The organism is Agromyces chromiiresistens, assembly GCF_029167465.1.
GTDB classification, from domain to species: domain Bacteria; phylum Actinomycetota; class Actinomycetes; order Actinomycetales; family Microbacteriaceae; genus Agromyces; species Agromyces chromiiresistens.
Window position 1 is genome coordinate 407,668 of record NZ_JARFNL010000001.1, and the last position, 16,718, is coordinate 424,385.

16 protein-coding genes and 1 riboswitch are annotated in these 16,718 nt (G+C 72.8%); of the genes, 5 read left to right on the forward strand and 11 right to left on the reverse strand.

The features are described from left to right. Positions 1–175 precede the first annotated feature (175 nt). The 3 genes from PX701_RS01800 to PX701_RS01810 all read right to left on the reverse strand — a co-directional run bounded on the left by PX701_RS01800 (position 176) and on the right by PX701_RS01810 (position 3,644). Positions 176–970 carry an ECF transporter S component gene (locus PX701_RS01800; RefSeq protein WP_231429850.1) on the reverse strand — a complete coding sequence of 265 codons (795 nt, stop codon included), beginning with the start codon at positions 968–970 and terminating at the stop codon, positions 176–178. Beyond that, a complete protein-coding gene (locus tag PX701_RS01805; RefSeq protein WP_275505300.1) occupies positions 967–2,982 on the reverse strand; it encodes an ATP-binding cassette domain-containing protein in 2,016 nt (671 codons plus the stop codon). The genes PX701_RS01800 and PX701_RS01805 overlap by 4 nt, the downstream gene beginning before the upstream one ends. Before the next feature lie 101 nt (positions 2,983–3,083). Further along, positions 3,084–3,644, reverse strand: a complete 561-nt coding sequence (locus tag PX701_RS01810) for a hypothetical protein (protein WP_275505301.1) — start codon at positions 3,642–3,644, stop codon at positions 3,084–3,086. Between the two features lie 148 nt (positions 3,645–3,792). On the opposite strand from PX701_RS01810, the gene PX701_RS01815 reads away from it, so the two are divergent. Beyond that, complete coding sequence (locus PX701_RS01815) at positions 3,793–4,365, forward strand: dihydrofolate reductase family protein (RefSeq protein ID WP_275505302.1); 573 nt, start codon at positions 3,793–3,795, stop codon at positions 4,363–4,365. A 3-nt stretch (positions 4,366–4,368) separates the two neighbouring features. Here the strand turns inward: PX701_RS01815 and PX701_RS01820 are convergent, their stop codons facing one another. Then, entirely contained in the window at positions 4,369–5,229 is an 861-nt protein-coding gene (locus tag PX701_RS01820; RefSeq protein WP_275505303.1) for an SDR family oxidoreductase, read from the reverse strand. Positions 5,230–5,327: 98 nt separating this feature from the next. Here PX701_RS01820 and PX701_RS01825 point away from each other — a divergent pair, with 98 nt between their 5' ends. Then, a complete protein-coding gene (locus PX701_RS01825) occupies positions 5,328–5,696 on the forward strand; it encodes a winged helix-turn-helix transcriptional regulator (RefSeq protein WP_231429855.1) in 369 nt (122 codons plus the stop codon). 78 nt (positions 5,697–5,774) lie between these two features. Here the strand turns inward: PX701_RS01825 and PX701_RS01830 are convergent, their stop codons facing one another. From PX701_RS01830 to PX701_RS01840, 4 genes are all read right to left on the reverse strand, one after another. Beyond that, a complete protein-coding gene (locus PX701_RS01830) occupies positions 5,775–7,280 on the reverse strand; it encodes a bifunctional hydroxymethylpyrimidine kinase/phosphomethylpyrimidine kinase (protein ID WP_308191616.1) in 1,506 nt (501 codons plus the stop codon). After that, complete coding sequence (gene thiE / locus PX701_RS18530) at positions 7,277–7,939, reverse strand: thiamine phosphate synthase (RefSeq protein WP_308191617.1); 663 nt, start codon at positions 7,937–7,939, stop codon at positions 7,277–7,279. The genes PX701_RS01830 and thiE overlap by 4 nt, the downstream gene beginning before the upstream one ends. Beyond that, positions 7,936–8,859 (reverse strand): hydroxyethylthiazole kinase, encoded by a 924-nt coding sequence (thiM, locus tag PX701_RS01835; protein ID WP_275505304.1) that lies wholly within the window; start codon positions 8,857–8,859, stop codon positions 7,936–7,938. Before thiM ends, thiE begins: the two co-directional genes overlap by 4 nt. After that, positions 8,851–8,967, reverse strand: a riboswitch (TPP riboswitch). (Overlaps the previous gene by 9 nt.) A gap of 158 nt (positions 8,968–9,125) precedes the next feature. Further along, the gene (locus tag PX701_RS01840; protein ID WP_275505305.1) at positions 9,126–10,238 is read right to left on the reverse strand and encodes an epoxide hydrolase family protein; all 1,113 of its coding nucleotides are present in this window, start codon (positions 10,236–10,238) and stop codon (positions 9,126–9,128) included. A 210-nt stretch (positions 10,239–10,448) separates the two neighbouring features. Here PX701_RS01840 and PX701_RS01845 point away from each other — a divergent pair, with 210 nt between their 5' ends. Continuing rightward, on the forward strand, positions 10,449–12,251 hold the full coding sequence (locus PX701_RS01845; RefSeq protein WP_275505306.1) for an LVIVD repeat-containing protein: 1,803 nt from the start codon (positions 10,449–10,451) through the stop codon (positions 12,249–12,251). 90 nt (positions 12,252–12,341) lie between these two features. On the opposite strand, the gene PX701_RS01850 is transcribed toward PX701_RS01845, so the two are convergent. Then, positions 12,342–13,022, reverse strand: a complete 681-nt coding sequence (locus PX701_RS01850; protein ID WP_231429859.1) for a DUF305 domain-containing protein — start codon at positions 13,020–13,022, stop codon at positions 12,342–12,344. A 143-nt stretch (positions 13,023–13,165) separates the two neighbouring features. Next, positions 13,166–13,633: a PaaI family thioesterase gene (locus tag PX701_RS01855; RefSeq protein WP_420831038.1), complete on the reverse strand. Its 468-nt coding sequence runs from the start codon at positions 13,631–13,633 to the stop codon at positions 13,166–13,168. A 91-nt stretch (positions 13,634–13,724) separates the two neighbouring features. On the opposite strand from PX701_RS01855, the gene PX701_RS01860 reads away from it, so the two are divergent. Both PX701_RS01860 and PX701_RS01865 read left to right on the forward strand, forming a co-directional pair. Next, positions 13,725–14,144, forward strand: coding sequence for a VOC family protein (locus PX701_RS01860; RefSeq protein WP_231429872.1), 420 nt, complete (start codon positions 13,725–13,727; stop codon positions 14,142–14,144). A 165-nt stretch (positions 14,145–14,309) separates the two neighbouring features. Further along, complete coding sequence (locus tag PX701_RS01865; protein ID WP_275505308.1) at positions 14,310–16,151, forward strand: hypothetical protein; 1,842 nt, start codon at positions 14,310–14,312, stop codon at positions 16,149–16,151. Positions 16,152–16,216: 65 nt separating this feature from the next. Here the strand turns inward: PX701_RS01865 and PX701_RS01870 are convergent, their stop codons facing one another. Continuing rightward, positions 16,217–16,702 carry a GNAT family N-acetyltransferase gene (locus tag PX701_RS01870; protein WP_275505309.1) on the reverse strand — a complete coding sequence of 162 codons (486 nt, stop codon included), beginning with the start codon at positions 16,700–16,702 and terminating at the stop codon, positions 16,217–16,219. Between the last annotated feature and the right edge of the window lie 16 nt (positions 16,703–16,718).

Consider the following 16,718-nt stretch of genomic DNA (forward strand, 5'->3'; position numbering starts at 1 on the left):
TGGGTCCTTCCGGCGGGGTTGTCGACAAGTCCACAATTCCACACGTGGGGTGTCGACAAGTCCACAGATCCACATGTGGGTTGTCGACAAGTCCACAAATCCACACCATCCCCTCCGGTGATGCTCGCTCCCTGCGCTGCAGGCCGCGCGCCCCGGAGGCGACCGATCACTCCGCTCAGCGCGACAGCCGCACCCGACGCAGCGCCGCGAGCGCGGCCGGGCCGAACACGGCGAGCCCGACGACGGTCGTGACGGCGCGCAGCGTGTCCCACGTGAGCGTCGAGGTCGTCAGCGAGTACAGCCAGAACGACGCGAGGTTCTGTGCGAGCGGGGCGCCCGATTCGTACGAGATGCCGGTGCCGCCGCCGATCGCGAACGGCCAGAACCACAGGTTCATGACGAGCCCGAACGCGTACGAGGCGAGCACCCCGTACACCGACAGCAGCACGATCTCGCCGAGCCGCCCGCGCGCCCGCGGCAGCAGCCCTGCTCCCGCCCCGACCCACGCGCACGCGAACATCTGGAAGGGGGTCCACGGCCCGAATCCGCCCGTCATCGTCGACGACAGGGCGATCGCGAGCACCCCGAGGAGGAACCCGAACCGCGCCCCGAACACCCGCCCGGCGAGGATCAGCAGCACGAACACCGCCTCGACTCCGCCGACCCCCGTGCCGGCGACGCGCACGGCGGCGGCGACCGCGGTGAGCGTGCCGAGCAGCGCGAGCGTCTTCGCCGAGCGGAATCCGCCGTCGATCGCGAGCACCGCGACGATCGCGACGAGTGGCGCGAGTGCGAGCGCCGCCCAGGGCGCCGCCGACTGGGCGTCGGTCGGCAGCGCGGGGGCGATGAGGGGCCAGGCGAACGCGGCCGCTGCGACGACGCTGCCGCCGACGAGGAGCATCGACGACCACGACGGAAGCCGTCGCCGCCGTGCGACGACCGGCGCCGGGGGAGCGGCGAGCGTACTCATGCCGCACCTCCCGCGGGTGCGGGCGCGGCAGGAGTTCGCCGCTCCTCGAGGCGCCCCTCGCGCATCGTGAGCGCGCGGTCGGCGACGCACGCGGCGAAGCCGCGGTCATGGGTCGCGATGACGACGGTTCGCCCCCGATCGGCGACGAGCCGAAGGGCCCGCGCGAGCGCGGTCTGCGCCGACGGGTCGAGTCCGCGGGTCGGCTCGTCGACGAGCAGCGCGGATGCCTCGCCCGCCGCCTGCACGGCGATCACGAGCAGCCGCCGTTGGCCGGCCGAGAGGTCGCGCGGATGCCGCGCAGCGAGCTCATCCCGATGGGTCGGGTGCCCGAGCAGCTCGGTGAACAGTGCCCACGTCGTGCCGCGCGGTCGGCGTCCGGTGCGGTCGGCGCGGCGGCACTCGGCCTCGACGGTGTCGGTGAAGAGCAGGTCGTCGGAGCGGTCGGGCACGAGGGCGATGCGACGCCGTGACGACCGGGAGGGGCGGTGGCCCGCGGCATCCTGGCCCGAGGCATCCCCGTCACCCGTGCGCACCGTGCCCGGTTCGGTGCCGAGCGCGATCGCGGTGAAGAGGCTCGACTTGCCGGCCCCGTTCGGTCCGCCGAGCGCCACGATCTCGCCGGGCGCCGCGTCGAATGAGACGTCGTCGACCGCGACCTGATCGCCGTGTCGCACGGTGATGCCGGCGACGCGCAGTCCAACGCCGGCCCGTCGGCCGGGAAGCGACGCACGGGCGTCTCCAGACGAGGCGGCCCGCTGGCCCTCGGTCGAGTCGGGAGCGCTCGATGCCTCGACGACCGCGCCCTCCGAGATCTCGAACCACCGATCGGCGACCGCCGCGAACTCGGCCGCCCGATGCTCGGCGACGAGCACGCAGACGCCCGCCTCGTGCGCGATGCGTCCGAGCAGTCCGGTGATGCGGGCGCGGGCCTCGGGGTCGAGGTCGGCGAGCGGTTCGTCGACGAGCAGCAGCAGGGGTTGCTCGACGATCGCGGCGCCGATCGCGACGAGCGTCGCCTCGCCCGCCGAGAGGCTGCGCAGCTCGCGTCCCGCGAGATGCTCGGCGCCGATGCGCGTCAGCACCTCGGCGACGCGGGCCGCGACGATGACGGGTGCGACGCCGCGCACGGTCAGCGCGAAGCCGACCTCGTCGTCGACGGTCTCGCTCGTGAATCCGAGCCGCGGGTCCTGTGCGACCACCCCGACGAACCCGGCCGTGTCGCGGGCCGGCACGGCGAGGCGGTCGACGCCGCCGACGCGGAGCACGCCCGACGCCCGACCGCCGTCGACGTGCGTGTGCACGCCGCCCAGGGTGTCGAGCAGGGTCGACTTGCCCGAACCGGTCGGGCCGGCGAGCACGGCGAGGGTGCCGGGCTCGAGCCGCAGTTCGGGCACGGCGATCGACCAGCGGTCCGCACGCTCGCGGTCGTCGCCCTCGCCGTGGCCGAGCACGGCGCCGGTCACCTCGACGGGGCGGGCGCAGTCGCCCTCGCCGCGATGGGTCGCGGCGAAGCCGCGCACCTCCATCGCGGCGGCGATCGCGATCGAGCGTTCGATCGTGTGCTCGAGAATGGGCACGATGAGCGCGCCGGCGCCGCGTTCGCCGCGGAGCCGTCGGGCGAGCCGAACCCGGCGCACGGCGTCGGCGAGCGCGGGGAACGTCGACCACGCGATGACGAGCGCGCGAGCCGATCCGGCGAGGGGACCTCCGCGAGCTGCCCGCGCGAATACCCGCGAGACGTCGACGCACGCGTTGACGACGCCGAACGCGAGAATCACGAGCGCGATCGGCAGGGCGCTCACGACCGCGGCCCACAGCCCGCCCGTCGTGATCGGTCCGAACATCGCGACATGCTCGAACGGGGGAGCGAGCCGCACGACCGGCAGGTCGGCCAGCACGACGCCGGGCCCGCCGGCGCCCGCGAACAGCACGCGGTACACGACCCGGGTCGCGACGAACACCGCCGCGAGCACGAGCGCAAGGCGGAGCGGAGCTGGTCGGAACCGGAACATCGGGGTCAGTGCATCAGGTCGCTGGTGCGCGGTCAAGGGCTGGCTGGCATCGTGGTCTCGATACGCGTCGGCGCCGCCCGGCCAGCGGAGGCACGGGCCGCCTACTCGGCGGGCGAGGCCGGCTGGTCGTTGAGGGTGAAGAGCAGCTCGACCGCGTCGCCCGGCGCCAGCTCGAGCGTCGGCAGGCCCTCCTGCGCGTAACCCCATTCGCCGCCGCTACTGCGCTGCCAGAGCGACCAGTACGCGAACGCCGCGGGCATCGAGGCGCAGGTCTCGTGATACTCGGTGCCGTCGGCGGCCGTGATGAGCGTGTCCTCCGCGGGCTCGCCGTTCACGCGGCAGACGACCTGGTCGCCCCATTCGACGGTGCCCTCGGTCGCGACGCCGGCCTCGTCGAGCGCGTCGGCGGCGAGAATCGGCTCGTCGGTGTCGACGCACGCGGCGACGTCGATCGGTTCGCTCAGCTCGAGGTCGGCCGAGTCGACGATGACGGCGACGCCCGTGCACTCCTCGAGCACGGTCGCGGCGTCGGCGGTGGCTTCCGCCGTGGCGGCAGCGGTGGGCTCGGCGCCCTCGCCGGTCGAGCCGGACGGCGAGGAACAGGCGGCCAGGGCGAGCACGAGCAGGGGCAGGGCCGCGAGCACGGGCCGAAGTCGAGTCATCCTTCGAGCGTATTCGGCGCAGTCGTGCTGTGACGCCGCGTGACCTGCGGTGGGCTTCTTCCGTGATCTGTCGATATCGGCGCGGCCCGTTCGACGTCCAGAATGAAGGCGGATGCTTCGCCGCCACCTGAATCGGAAGGACAGGCCAATGCGCCCCATCATCGTGACCGAGTTCATCAGCCTCGACGGCGTCGTCGACTCGCCCGGCGGCGGCGACCACCCTCGCGCCGGCTGGACCTTCAAGGAGGTGCCGTTCGTCGAGGAGGCGTACGAGCTCAAGGGCACCGAGCAACTCGAAGCCGGAGCCCTGCTGCTCGGCCGGGTGAGCTACCAGGAGTTCGCGCCCGTGTGGCCCTCGATGGAGGACGACTTCGCCGAGTACAACGCGATGCCGAAGTACGTCGTGTCGACGACGCTCGACGAGGCCGACCTCGTACCCGAGTGGCACGAGACGAACCTGCTGCGCTCGCTCGACGACGTCGCCCGCCTGAAGGAGGGCGAGGGCGCGCCGATCATCGTGCACGGCTCGGCGACCCTCGCGCAGGGGCTCGCCGCCGCCGGGCTGGTCGACCGGTACCACCTGCTGGTGTTCCCGGTGCTGCTCGGCAGCGGCAAGCGCCTGTTCGGCGACGACCCGGGCCTCACGACGAAGCTCGAGCTCACCGAGCATGCGGCCTACTCGAACGGCATCGTCAAGGCCGTCTACGACGTCGTGCGCTGATCGCTACGCGGCAAGCGCCGCGCGCAGCCCGTCGACGAGCGAGGTCGTCGGCCGGCCGATGAGGCGGGCGAGCGCGTCGTTCGGCACGTCGAGCACGCCGCGGCGGATTCCGTCGTCGATGCCCGCGACGAACCCCGCGGTGCCCGCGTCGAGTCCGGCCGACTCGAGCGCGGCCACGTGCTCCTCGGTCGTGAGCTGCTGGTACCGCACCTCGCGACCGAGCACCTCGGACGCCGCGGCGGCGAGCTCGTCGTAGCTCCACGCCGTCTCGCCGGCGAGCTCGAGCACCTGGCCGACGTGGTCGTCGCTCGTCAGCAGCACGGCGAGGCCCTCGGCGAGGTCGGCGCGGGTCGCGCTCGCGACCTTCCCGTCGGCCACGGAAGCGGCGATGACGCCCGTGTCGGCCGCGCGCGAGACATCCGCCGCGTAGTTCTCGGTGTACCAGTTGTCGCGGGCGATGACCGCGGGGATGCCCGAGGCGGCGATCGCCTCCTCGGTGGCGCGGTGCTCGGGCGCGAGGACGAAGTCGGCGGTCGCGGCCTGCGGTGCGCTCGTGTAGACGAGCTTCGCGACGCCCGCGGCCTTGGCCGCGTCGATCACGTTCTGGTGCTGGGCGGCGCGCTCGCCGAACTCCGAACCGGAGACGAGCAGCACCCGGTCGACGCCGTCGAGCGCCGCCGCGATCGAGGCGGGCTCCGAGTAGTCGAGGCGAGCGGTGTGCACGCCGCGCTCGGCGAGGTCGGCGAGCTTCGCCGTGTCGCGGGCGGTCGCGACGATGTCGGCGGGGGCGACGCCGCGGTCGAGCAGCGCGTCGACGACGAGGCGGCCGAGCTGGCCCGAGGCGGCGGTGACGAGGATGGTCATGAGGGTCGGTTCCTTTCGAGAAGCGTCACCGGCTGCAACCGGATGCCTCGGCTGAACCTTCCCCCGAATCTGTACCCACTTTGAAGTAAGGTACCCACATGACGGTAAGTCTTGCGGAGATCCGGGAGCAGTCCGGCGAAGTCTTCACCGACGGCTGCCCGACACGGGTCGTGCTCGACCACATCATGAGCAAGTGGGGAGTGCTCGTGCTGCTCGCGCTGACCGACGGCACGCATCGCTGGGGCGAGCTGCGTCGCGAGGTCGAAGGCATCAGCGAGAAGATGCTCGCCTCGACGCTGCGCACCCTCGAGGCCGACGGGCTCGTCGCCCGCACCTCGTATCCCGAGGTGCCGCCTCGCGTCGAGTACTCGCTGACGCCGCTCGGCGACGACCTCATGGAGCACATGCTGCCCCTCGTGGGGTGGGTCGCTCGCGAGGCCGACGGCATCGTGGGTCGAACGGCCTGAGTCGGTCGAGGAGCGCCGACGAAGAGGACCCGCCTCGAACCCCGGACGGCCGAGGACCCGAGCTGCGCCCGCCGCGCCTCAGCCCGCCAGCGGAGCGACCTCCGCCCCGAGCGGCGCCGCGAAGAACGCGAGCTCGTGCACGGCCGAAGCCCGGAACGCCCGCAGCATGCGCTCGCGCACCCCGGGTGTCTCGCGCGACGCCGAGGCGGTCACGATCGCGACCGCCTCGCGGGTCGCCTCGGCGAACGCGGGGTCGCCGTACGTCGCGAGCCATGAGGCATACGGATGCTCCGGGGCGAGCGCCTGCTCCCCGAACTCGCCGGCCGCGAGCCGGGCGCCGAGGTCGGTGTAGAGCCAGAAGCAGGGAAGCAGGGCCGCGACGAGCACGGCGTAGTCGCCGCGCGCCGCCGTCGCGAGCAGGTGGTCGAGGTACGCGGTCGTGGCGGGCCCGGGGCGGGTCGCGTCGGTCGCGGCGCCGGTGCCCAGCCAGCGCTCGTGCAGTTCGAGCTCCCCGACGATCGAGCCGTGCGACGACGTCGCCCAGAAGGCTTGCGCAGCGGCATCCGGGGCGAGGGCCGCCGCCGTCGCGAGTGCGCGTGCGTAGTCGCGCAGGTAGAGCGCGTCCTGCGCGAGGTACTCGCGGAACGGCTCGACCGGCAGCGTGCCGTCGGCGAGCCCGCGGATGAACGGCAGCTCGTCGATCGCACGACGCACGTCGGAGATGCCCTCCCACCATTCGGCCTCGACCTCGGTCGGCGTCGGTGCGGTGCGCGTGCCGCCGCGCGACCAGAGCCCCGCGAAGTGGCTGATCGGCCCGTGGCCGTCGCCGACCTCGAGTGCGTCGCCGTGCCGCAGCGACTCGCGCAGCCAGCGCCGGGCCTCGGCGATCGCGGAGGGCCAATCGCCGAGCTCGGCGGCGAGTGCGGCGATCGCCGACGAGAGCGAGCATCCGGTGCCGTGCGTCGAACTCGTGGCGATGCGCTCGCCGCCGAACTCGACGATCGTCGCGGAGGCGGCGTCGACGAGCGCGTCGGGGGCGAGGTCGCCCGCGAGGTGTCCGCCCTTCGCGAGCACGCGGATCCCGTACTCGGCCGAGACGCCCTCTGCCTGGGCGATCGCCGCGGCCCAGGTCGTCGCGACTTCGCGCCGGGCGAGCACGGCGAGCTCGTCGAGGTTCGGGGTGACGAGGTCGGCGAGGGGCAGCAGCTCGCGCATCGCGGCCTCGGCGTCGGCGTCGAGCAGCCGGTCGCCGCTCGTCGCGACCATCACCGGGTCGAGCACGACGACCGGCGGGCGGGTGCGCCCGAGCCAGGCGACGACCGTGCGGATGACCTCGGCGTTCGCGAGCATGCCGAGCTTCACCGCGTCGATGACGATGTCGTCGGCGATCGCGTCGAGCTGCGCGGCGAGGAAGCTCGCGGGCGGCACGTGCACCCCGCGGACGCCGCGCGTGTTCTGCGCGGTGAGGGCGGTGATCGCGGCCATGCCGTAGCCGCCGACGGCGGCGATCGACTTGAGATCGGCCTGGATGCCCGCACCGCCCGAGGGGTCGCTTCCGGCGATGCTGAGCACGCGTGCGGTCATCGCGCCGACGCCCATCCGAGCACGAATTCGCGCGCCGCGGCCCGCGGGTCGTCGGCCGCGCACAGCGCCGAGACGACGGCGACACCGGCCGCGCCCGCCTCGCGAAGCGGCACGACGTCGGCGAGGCCGACGCCGCCGATCGCCACGCACGGCAGTTCGGTCGCCGCGGCGACCCGGGCGAAGCCGTCGACGCCGAGCGCCGGCGGATGGTCGGGCTTCGTCGACGTCGGCCGGATCACCCCGACCCCGAGGTAGTCGACGGTGCCGCGCGGCAGCCGGTCGACCGCGTCGAGGTGGGCGGCGCCGTTCGCGGTGAGCCCCACGATCGCCTCGGCGCCGAGCCGTTCGCGGGCGACCACGACCGTCGCGTCGCCCTGCCCGAGATGCACGCCGTCGACCGGCAGGCCGCTCGCGCGTGCGGCCAGTGCGACGTCGAGCCGGTCGTTGACGAGCAGGGCGGCGCGCCCGTCGATCGCGGCGGCGAGCGCCTCGAGCTGGGCGAGCAGCGAGGACGCCTCGGCGCCCTTGTCTCGCAGTTGCACGACCCGCACGCCGCCGGCCACGGCCTCGGAGACCACCTCGACGATGCCGCGCGCGCCGCAGAGCGCCGGATCGGTGACGAGGTAGAGCGAGAGGTCGAGTGCCGTGCGGGCGCTCACGCCCCGACCTCGGCGATCTCGGCGAGCGATTCGTCGACGTCGACGTCGACGTCGAGGCCGGCGCCCCGCCCCGCATCGAGAACGACCCGCGCCCGCGCCCCCAGCTCGGCCGCATCGACCGCCGCGAGCGCGTCGAGGAAGCGGGGTCCGAACGACCCCGGCCCGGCGGCGCCGTCAGCGGCGAGCTCGGCCGCCACCGTGTAGACGAGGTTCGCTGCGACGGTGGCCTCGAAGGCGTCGTCGCCGACGGCGAGGAAGGCGGCGGTCACCGCGCCGAGGGCGCAGCCGCCGCCCGTGATGCGCGTGAGCAGGGCGTCGCCGTTCGCGAGTCGCACGGTGCGCCGGTCGTCGGTGATCAGGTCGACCGGGCCCGACACCGCGACGACCGAGCCGAACCGGCCTGCGAGTCGCGCGGCGGCGTCGGCCGCGGCATCCGTCGTATCGGCGGCGTCGACGCCGCGCCCGCCCGCGCCGTCACCCGCAAGGGCGAGGATCTCGCTCGCGTTGCCGCGGATCGCCGTCGGCCGGAACTCCGTGAGCTCGTGCGCGAGCGCCGTGCGCACGGGCAGGGCGCCGATCGCGACCGGGTCGAGCACCCACGGCGTGCCCGCGTCGCGGGCGGCGGCGACGGCCTCGCGGGCGGCATCGCGCTGCTCGGGCGTCGGAGTGCCGAGGTTCACGAGCAGGCCGCCTGCGATGCTCGCGAACATGCCGGCCTCGCCCGTGATGTCGACCATCGCGGGGGCGGCGCCGAGCGCGAGCAGCGCGTTGGCGGTGAAGTTCGTCACGACGCTGTTCGTGATGCAGTGCGTGAGCGGGGCGGTCTCGCGGAGCCGGTCGAGCAGCGCCGCCGCGGCGAGCGCCACCTCCTCCGAGGCATCCGCGTCGTGCTGGGCAGGGTCGTTCAGGCGTGCGCTCATCGGCGACATCCCTTCGCTAGTCCGAACTAGATCAGGTTCGACGGGTGTGATCTCAGCCGCTCGTGCTCGCGCCTCGGCGCGGGCGGGGCGGCACCCCGTGTCACTGCGAGCGAGCCTAGCGCAGCGGTCGAGTGCGAGTCGGCATCGCGGTTCCGGGGAGCCCGTCGCCCGACCTGCGGTACTCCGCGTGACGACCTGGGGCTCGCATTCTGATCGGGCTCCGTTCACGTTCGGGGCCGCCATGCGCCGGAAGCGCGGGCCGCACCTCAGCCCAGCGACCCCACGAACTCCCGCACCCGCGCCGCCATCGCCTCGGGCACCTCGGCGACGGTGAAGTGCCCGCCCTCTGGCAGCCGGTCGAAGACGCGCAGGTCGAGGTAGTGCCGTCGCGCGAGCGTCTCGGGGTAGTCGGCCTCGTGCCGCTGGATGAAGACGGCCGCCGGCACCCCGGTCGGCGGAATCGGGTCGGGCTGATCGGCGCCCTCGTAGTACGGACGGAACGACGACGCGATCGAGCGGGTGACCCAGTAGATCATCGCCTCGGTGAGGATGCGGTCGCGCGAGATGCGGCGCTCGACGGCGCTGGGGTCGCCGGGCGGGGTGTCGCTCCACTCGACGAGCTTCTCGGCGATCCAGGCGAGCAGGCCGGCGGGGGAGTCGTCGAGGGCGACCGCGAGGGTGTCGGGACGCGTCGCCTGCACGTGCCCGTAGGCGCCGTCGGTGCCGTGGCGCTCGGCGAGCGCCGCGAAGAACGCGCGCTCGGCCGGGTCGGTGAGCGCCTCCCGTTCGTCACCGGTCGGGAAGTGCGCGTGCGTCGCGACGATCGCGGCGACGTGCTCGGGATGGCTCGCGGCGATGAGGTCGCTCACGTTGGCCGTGACGTCCTCGCCGTAGGTGACGTAGCGCTCGTAGCCGAGCACGTCGGTCATGAGCGAGTGCATCGTCTCGGCGAGGCGCCGCTCGGTCATCGGGCGGTCGGCGTACGGCGATGAGAAGGCGAACCCCGGCAGGCTCGGCACGACGACGTGGAAGTCGGGCAGCAGGTCGGCGAAGTCGAGCTGCAGCGCGAAGGTGTGCGGCCAGCCGTGCATCACGAGCAGCACGGGTGCGTCGGTGCGCTCGGATCGCCGGTGCACGAAGTGCACGTCGGCGTCGCCGACCCGGGCGACGAACTGCGGATGCCGGTTGAGCCACGCCTCGCGCGCTCGCCAGTCCCATGCCGCCCAGGTGTCGATGAGCTGCCGCAGGTAGTCGTGGTTCATGCCCGCCGGCGGCCGTCGCGGCGAGTCGCCCCGGAGCCGGGTGCGGGCGAGGCGTGCCCGCAGGTCGCCGAGCACTTCATCGTCGACGTGGATCTCGAACGGTTGCACCTGGCCCATGGGCCGACGGTACGGCGACCCACCGACGGTGTCGCCCGTGTCCCCCGAAATACCGGCTGCGCCGACCCTGCGCTTGTCGCTAGTTTGGGGGGCATGGTCGGCCTTCCGGGGCTGCGGGCGCCCACGGGGTTGTGGGCGACCGCCCATCGGAGGGCTCGATCGCTGTGTCGAAACGCAGGTTCTGTCGTAACGAGAGAAGAGGGCACGACGATGAGATCCGAACAACGACCCCCGAATGCGCGGCGCCGCGCACTCGCCGCCGCCGGCGCCCTGCTGCTCGGCGCCTCACTGATGACCGCCACCGCGGCGGTCGCCGAAGACGACCCCAGGGTCGACCTGCCCGCCGGCTACCTCGACGCCGAGGTCGCGACGAGCAACATCGACCTTTTGTCGAGCACGCCACGGGTCGACCCGTTCAACGCCCCGCCCGGGGACTTCGGGTTCGTCAACTCCGACCTCGCCTTCTCGGGCGACAACGCCATCGTGGGCAACTTCAACGGCTTCCAGGTCTACGACGTGTCCGACCCGGCCGAGCCGACGCTGCGCTCGTCGTTCGTCTGCCCGGGCGGCCAGGGCGACGTCTCGGTGTACGGCGACCTGCTGTTCATGTCGGTCGAGGAGACGCGCGGCCGCATCGACTGCGGCACCCAGGGGGCGCCGGGCTCGGTGAACCCCGAGCGGTTCCGCGGCGTGCGCATCTTCGACATCAGCGACATCGACAACCCGGTGCAGCTGCCCGGCGTGCAGACCTGCCGCGGTTCGCACACGCACACGCTCGTCAGCGACCCGAACGATGCCGAGAACGTCTACATCTACAACTCGGGCACCTCGGGCGTGCGTTCGCCGCTCGAGCTCGCGGGCTGCGAGAACGCGCCGGCTTCGACCGAGCCGGTCACGACGGGCAACCCGACGCAGTGGCGCATCGACGTCATCAAGGTGCCGCTCGCCGCGCCTGAGACGGCGGCGATCGTGAACCAGCCGCGCATCTTCGCCGACCCCGAGACGGGCGCGTTCAACGGACTGCAGAACGGACCGACGCAGCCGCTGCACCCGTCGGGCACCCGGTACTCGCCGAACCCCAACACGAACACGTGCCACGACATCACCGCCTACCCCGAGATCGGGCTCGCGGCCGGCGCGTGCCAGGGCAACGGCATCCTGCTCGACATCTCCGACCCGGCCGACCCGGTGCGGATCGATGCGGTCGCCGACCCGAACTTCTCGTACTGGCACTCGGCGACGTTCAACAACGACGGCACGAAGGTCATCTTCACCGATGAGTGGGGCGGCGGCACGGCGGCACGGTGCCGGTCGACCGACCAGCCCGAGTGGGGCGCCGACGCGCTCTTCGACATCGTCGACGGCAAGCTGCAGTTCGCGAGCTACTACAAGCTGCCGGTGCCGCAGACCACGCAGGAGAACTGCGTCGCGCACAACGGTTCGCTCATCCCGGTGCCGGGGCGCGACATCATGGTGCAGGCGTGGTACCAGGGCGGCCTGTCGGTGATCGACTTCACCGACACCGCGAACCCGAAGGAGATCGCCTTCCTCGACCGCGGTCCGATCAACACGCCGAGCACGACCGGCCTGAACCTCGGCGGCTACTGGTCGACGTACTGGTACAACGGCAACGTGCTCGGCAGCGAGATCGCGCGCGGGTTCGACACGATGGCGCTCACCGCGAGCGACGACCTGTCGGCGAACGAGATCGAGGCCGCCGGCGAGGTGCGCTTCGACGAGTTCAACGCGCAGCTGCAGACCGGCGCCGTGCACGCGCCGAGCTTCGCCGTCGCCGGCGCGTACGTCGATCAGGCCGAGCGCGACGGCAGCCTGAGCGGCGAGGCGCTCGGCGAGGTGCGTGAGCACCTCGCCGAGGCGGAGCAGCTCGCCGACGGCTCGGCGGCCGACCGCGCGGTCGTCGCGCAGCTCGTCAACGCCGCGCGCAAGTCCGGCCTCCCGGCCGACTCCGACGTGGTGCAGGCGCTCACGGCACTGACGGCGACATTCCGATGAGTCGGTGTGGGGAGGCCGCGCCTCCCCACCCACGACGGGGCCCGGCGGTCGACGACCGCCGGGCCCCGTCTCGTCGGTGCCGCCCGTGCCTCAGCCGGTGCGCTCGGCGAGCATCTGCTGCATGCGGGCGATCTCGATGCCCTGGTCCGATTCGACGTGACGGGCGAACTGGTCGGTCGCCGATTCCTGGCCGCCGCCGTCGGCGTAGAGGTCGTCGACCATCTGCACTGCGCCCTCGTGGTGCTGGATCATGTACTCGAGGAACAGCAGGTCGAACTCCTCGCCCGTCGCCGCCTCGAGCTCGGCGAACTGGTCGTCGCTCAGCATGCCGGGCATCGACTCGGCGTCGTGCGCCTCGTGGCCGCTGCCGTCGCCGTTGACGGGCACCGATCGCTCCTGCAGCCACGTCGTGATCTGGGTCTTCTCGTCCTGCTGACTCACCGACATGCGTTCGGCGAGCAGGCGGATGTCGCGGTCGTCGGTGCGATCGTCGACGAGATCGGTCATCTCGATCGCCTGCTGGTGGTGGCGGATCATCGCGAGCATGAACGCCGAGTCGACCTCGGAGAACTCGGGCGACCCGAGGTTCGCCGCCTCGTCGGGGGAGAGCGTGCGGTTCGATTCGCCGGGCGCACCGAGCTGCACGACCGGGCTGGTCGGCTCGGGGGAGTCGGGCCCGGTCGGCGTGCAGGCGGTGAGCGCGACCGCGAGCAGGAGCGGCGAGGCCGCCAGGAGGGCTGTGCGTGCGCTGTAGGGGCGCCGTGTCGTCATCCGCATACCTCGTCTTCGTCGATGGGCATCGCGTCGCGGATCCGCGTCCGGGCGTTTCGCGCGACGTCTCCATCTAACCCGAGTCCCGCGCGCGTGTGAATCGGAGTGCACGGCAGGTCACGGGCGTCGGTCGCGCCGCCGGCTCAGTCGGCTTGGCCCTCCGTCACCCGTCGCTTCTCGCGTACGTACACCTCGCGCCGCACTCGCGCGACGACCTCGCCGGCCCGGTCGGTGATGTCGGTCTCGAACCACTCGAGCACCTTCGCGCCGCCGCGGGCGCGTTCGCGCAGTTCGGCGGCCTTGTCGCGCGGCACCTCGAAATGCGCGGTGAGGGTGCCGCGGCCCGGCTTCACGAACTCGATCTCGCCGCGCGTGTCCCACACGACGTACTCGCGACCGAGCTGGTGCATGACGAGCATGAAGTAGTAGGGGTCGGTCATCGCCGACATCGACCCGCCGAACGCGGTCTTCACGTAGTTGCGGGTGAAGAGGTTGACGTGCAGCTCCACGGTCGCGCTCGTCCAGTCGTCGGAGATGCGCTTCACGCGGATGCCGCTGAACAGGTTCGGGGCCCACAGGCTCATGCCGATGGCGAGGCGTCGGGGAGTCATGCGCATGTCTCCGATTGTGCGATGAACGGATGCCTTCTGCGAATCCCTTGTCGGAACCCTCAACTCGCTCGCCCCGCCGTAGGCTGCCCGCATGACCGATGCCGAAGAGACCCCGCGCCGTGTGCGCCAGTTGCGCCTCGTGGTCGAGGCCGACGACTGGGAGGCCGCCGTCGCGTTCTACCGCGACGTGCTCGGACTGCCCGAGGAGGAGGCGTACGAGGCCGAGGGCGGGGCCCGCGTGATGATCCTCGACGCCGGCCGCGCGACGCTCGAGCTCTCGAATCCCGCGCAGGTCGAGTACATCGACAGGGTCGAGACCGACGGGGTGCGCAGTCCGCACCTGCGGGTCGCATTCGAGGTCGCCGACACGGCCGCCGTGACCGACGAGCTCGTCGACGCTGGCGCCGGCCTGCTCGCGACCCCGCGCGAGACTCCCTGGCGCTCGATCAACTCGAGGCTCGACGCGCCCGCGGGCCTGCAGGTGACGATCTTCCAGGAGCCGGAGGACTGACGCGTAACCGGCATATCCCGAACTCGTGGCGATCGAGCGCGACGAAGAACCGACCCGCTCGCGAAGTTTCTCGAATCCGGGGCGGGAAGCGCCTACCATCGGAGAGGCGTGCCGCTCCCCACGGCCGCAGCCCCACCACCCCGGCGCCCACCCCCAGGAGCCACGATGACGATCCACGCCGACGAGCCGTCTGCACCGGGCGACGGTGCGTCGGCGAACGATCTCACCTCGCGCGCGGCACGACGCAGTGCCGAGCTCGGTGGAACGCTGCGCCCCCGTCGCCTGCCGACGCCCGCGGCGAGCGGATGGGCTCCGCCCGCGCCGGCGCAACCCCGCCAGACGCCGCCGACGCCGCAGCCTGTCGAGTCGACCCCGACGGCGCCGACCTCGCCCGCGGCTGCCCCGGCGCCGGCCTCCCCCTCCTCGGCGCGCGCCGTGCCGATCGTCACGACGGGTGCGGCCACCGCCGCCTCACCCGAGCAGCAGCGCTACTACCTCTGCTGCGAGGTACCGAGCGGCGATTTCGTCGAGGTGATCGTCGCGGTGACCGACGGCGCCCGGCGGCGCTACTTCACGACGAGCGACGGCGCCCGGCTCGTGGAGGTCGACGAGGACTACTTCGTGCATCGCAGCCTCGGTGACGCTCGTTCGCTGCTCGAGCTCGACGCCCGCGAGATGGCCGAGCTCGAGGCCGAACTCGGCTTCGTGCGCACCGTGCGCGGCCGCGACCCGCTCGCCGAGGTCGAGCTCGAGGCGCCCGCCGTCGAGAACGCAGAGCCGGATGCCTCGGGCGCGGCGCCGATCGCCGGCCCCGAGCCGGTCGCCGTGATCGAGGAGATCCAGCCCGCGGCCTCCGAGTCGCAGGTGGAGCTCGCGCCGCAACCGGAGCCCGCTGCGCCGGCGCCCGCTGCACCGGCATCCGCTGCACCGGCGCCCGCGGTGTCCGAGCCCGAGCTCGAGCTCGAGCCCGAGTTCGAGTTCGGCTTCGACTCCCTGTTCGATCCCGCGCCGGCGGTCGAGGCCCGACCGGCTCCGACGATCGAGGAACCGGTCGCCGAACCTGCCCCTGAACCGCTCCTCGAACCCGAGCCGCTGCTCGCGAGCCTCCTGCCCGTCGCTCCGGTCGACGCGGAGCTCGACGACCATGAGATGCGCGAGGCATCCGCCCCGGCAGAGCCCGAACCGCTGCGCGTCGCGCCCGAGGTCGAATGGCCGTTCGACGCCGAACCCGACCCGGAGCCCGCCGCGGCTCCGGTCGCCGGCACGCCCTGGTGGCTCGCACCGGCGCCCGCGGCGGCCGCGCCCATCGAGCAACCCGCCGACGTCGCGCCGCCGATCGCCGACCCGATGCCGCAGCCTGCCGACGTCGCGCCGCCGATCGCCGACCCGATGCCGCAGCCTGCCGGCGCGTGGCCCGCTCAGACCGACCAGACCGAACGAACCGATGTGAACGAGGAGACCGACCGAATGGTGACGGGAACGACGAACGCTTTCGAGCCGGCTGGCGCCGGAGCACCCGTGACGCCCATCTGGGCCGTGGAGCCGCTGCCCGACGCCGACGCGGTCGTCGCCGCGGCTGCGCAGGTGGCGCTCGCGAAGGGCATCGCGTTCGTGGCGCACCGAGGTCAGACCGACAAGGTCGGGGCGGCGTACATCGACCACCCCGGTCGGGTCGCCGAGCGTTTCGATCCGATCGCCGAGCCCGTCGCGACCTCGGCCGCCTGGCTGCACGACGTGCTCGAAGACACCGGCCTGACGGCGCGTGAGCTGCTCGAGGCGGGCGTGCTGCCCGAGGTCGTCGAGGTCGTCGTGCTGCTGACCCGCACCCCCGAGGTGCCCGAGGCCGAGTACTACGGGCGCATCCGCCGTCACGCGATCGCACGCAGCGTGAAGATCGCCGACGTCGACGACAACTCGGCCGCCTGGCGAGTGCGCAAGCTCGACTTCGAGACGCAGCAGCGCCTCGCCGAGAAGTACCGCCACGCGCGGGAGATGCTCGGGGCGTAGAACCCTTCGGCAGCGGATGTCTCTGACGAATGCGGACGGTGGCCGCCGGCGTCAGCTCGACGGAGTCATCGCGCGACCCGGAGGTCCTTCGCGAACCAGTGGTCGGCGTAAGGGCTGTCGTTGAAGGGCTCGACCTCGGCGTAGCCGAGCTTCGCGTAGAGGGCACGGGCTTCGACGAGGTCGGAACGCGTGTCGAGCCGCACGGTGCGCCGCCCGGTGCGACGGGCCTCGGTCTCGACAGCGCCGACGAGCGTCGCGGCCAGTCCCAGGCCGCGCGCCGCGGGGGCGACGAACACCCGGGTCAGTTCGGCCGTGTCGGCGTCGACCCAGCGCACACCGGCGCAGCCGAGGCATCCCTCGTCGCCCGTTGCGATGAAGAACGAACCGAGGTCGCCGCGCAGGTCGTCGTCGGGATCGCCGGCGAGCTGCTCGTCGATCTCGGCGGCGGTCGCGGCCCGGCCGTAGTAGCGCGTGATGATGTCGTCGTAGTAGCGGCGCAGGATCGCGACGGCCGCGGGGCTCAGCGGGTCGACGTGGGCGATCTCGGGCACCGCACCACCCTACGTC

What these genes read in the sequence shown, in the direction of transcription:
- PX701_RS01840 (WP_275505305.1), bottom strand. Translation starts at nt 10,238, where the DNA reads ATGGGCCAGGTGCAACCGTTCGAGATCCACGTCGACGATGAAGTGCTC.
- PX701_RS01850 (WP_231429859.1), bottom strand. Translation starts at nt 13,022, where the DNA reads ATGACGACACGGCGCCCCTACAGCGCACGCACAGCCCTCCTGGCGGCC.
- PX701_RS01810 (WP_275505301.1), bottom strand. Translation starts at nt 3,644, where the DNA reads ATGACTCGACTTCGGCCCGTGCTCGCGGCCCTGCCCCTGCTCGTGCTC.
- PX701_RS01865 (WP_275505308.1), top strand. Translation starts at nt 14,310, where the DNA reads ATGACGATCCACGCCGACGAGCCGTCTGCACCGGGCGACGGTGCGTCG.
- PX701_RS01860 (WP_231429872.1), top strand. Translation starts at nt 13,725, where the DNA reads ATGACCGATGCCGAAGAGACCCCGCGCCGTGTGCGCCAGTTGCGCCTC.
- PX701_RS01820 (WP_275505303.1), bottom strand. Translation starts at nt 5,229, where the DNA reads ATGACCATCCTCGTCACCGCCGCCTCGGGCCAGCTCGGCCGCCTCGTC.
- thiM (WP_275505304.1), bottom strand. Translation starts at nt 8,859, where the DNA reads ATGAGCGCACGCCTGAACGACCCTGCCCAGCACGACGCGGATGCCTCG.
- PX701_RS01800 (WP_231429850.1), bottom strand. Translation starts at nt 970, where the DNA reads ATGAGTACGCTCGCCGCTCCCCCGGCGCCGGTCGTCGCACGGCGGCGA.
- PX701_RS01855 (WP_420831038.1), bottom strand. Translation starts at nt 13,633, where the DNA reads ATGACTCCCCGACGCCTCGCCATCGGCATGAGCCTGTGGGCCCCGAAC.
- PX701_RS01830 (WP_308191616.1), bottom strand. Translation starts at nt 7,280, where the DNA reads ATGACCGCACGCGTGCTCAGCATCGCCGGAAGCGACCCCTCGGGCGGT.
- PX701_RS01815 (WP_275505302.1), top strand. Translation starts at nt 3,793, where the DNA reads ATGCGCCCCATCATCGTGACCGAGTTCATCAGCCTCGACGGCGTCGTC.
- PX701_RS01825 (WP_231429855.1), top strand. Translation starts at nt 5,328, where the DNA reads ATGACGGTAAGTCTTGCGGAGATCCGGGAGCAGTCCGGCGAAGTCTTC.
- PX701_RS01805 (WP_275505300.1), bottom strand. Translation starts at nt 2,982, where the DNA reads ATGTTCCGGTTCCGACCAGCTCCGCTCCGCCTTGCGCTCGTGCTCGCG.
- PX701_RS01845 (WP_275505306.1), top strand. Translation starts at nt 10,449, where the DNA reads ATGAGATCCGAACAACGACCCCCGAATGCGCGGCGCCGCGCACTCGCC.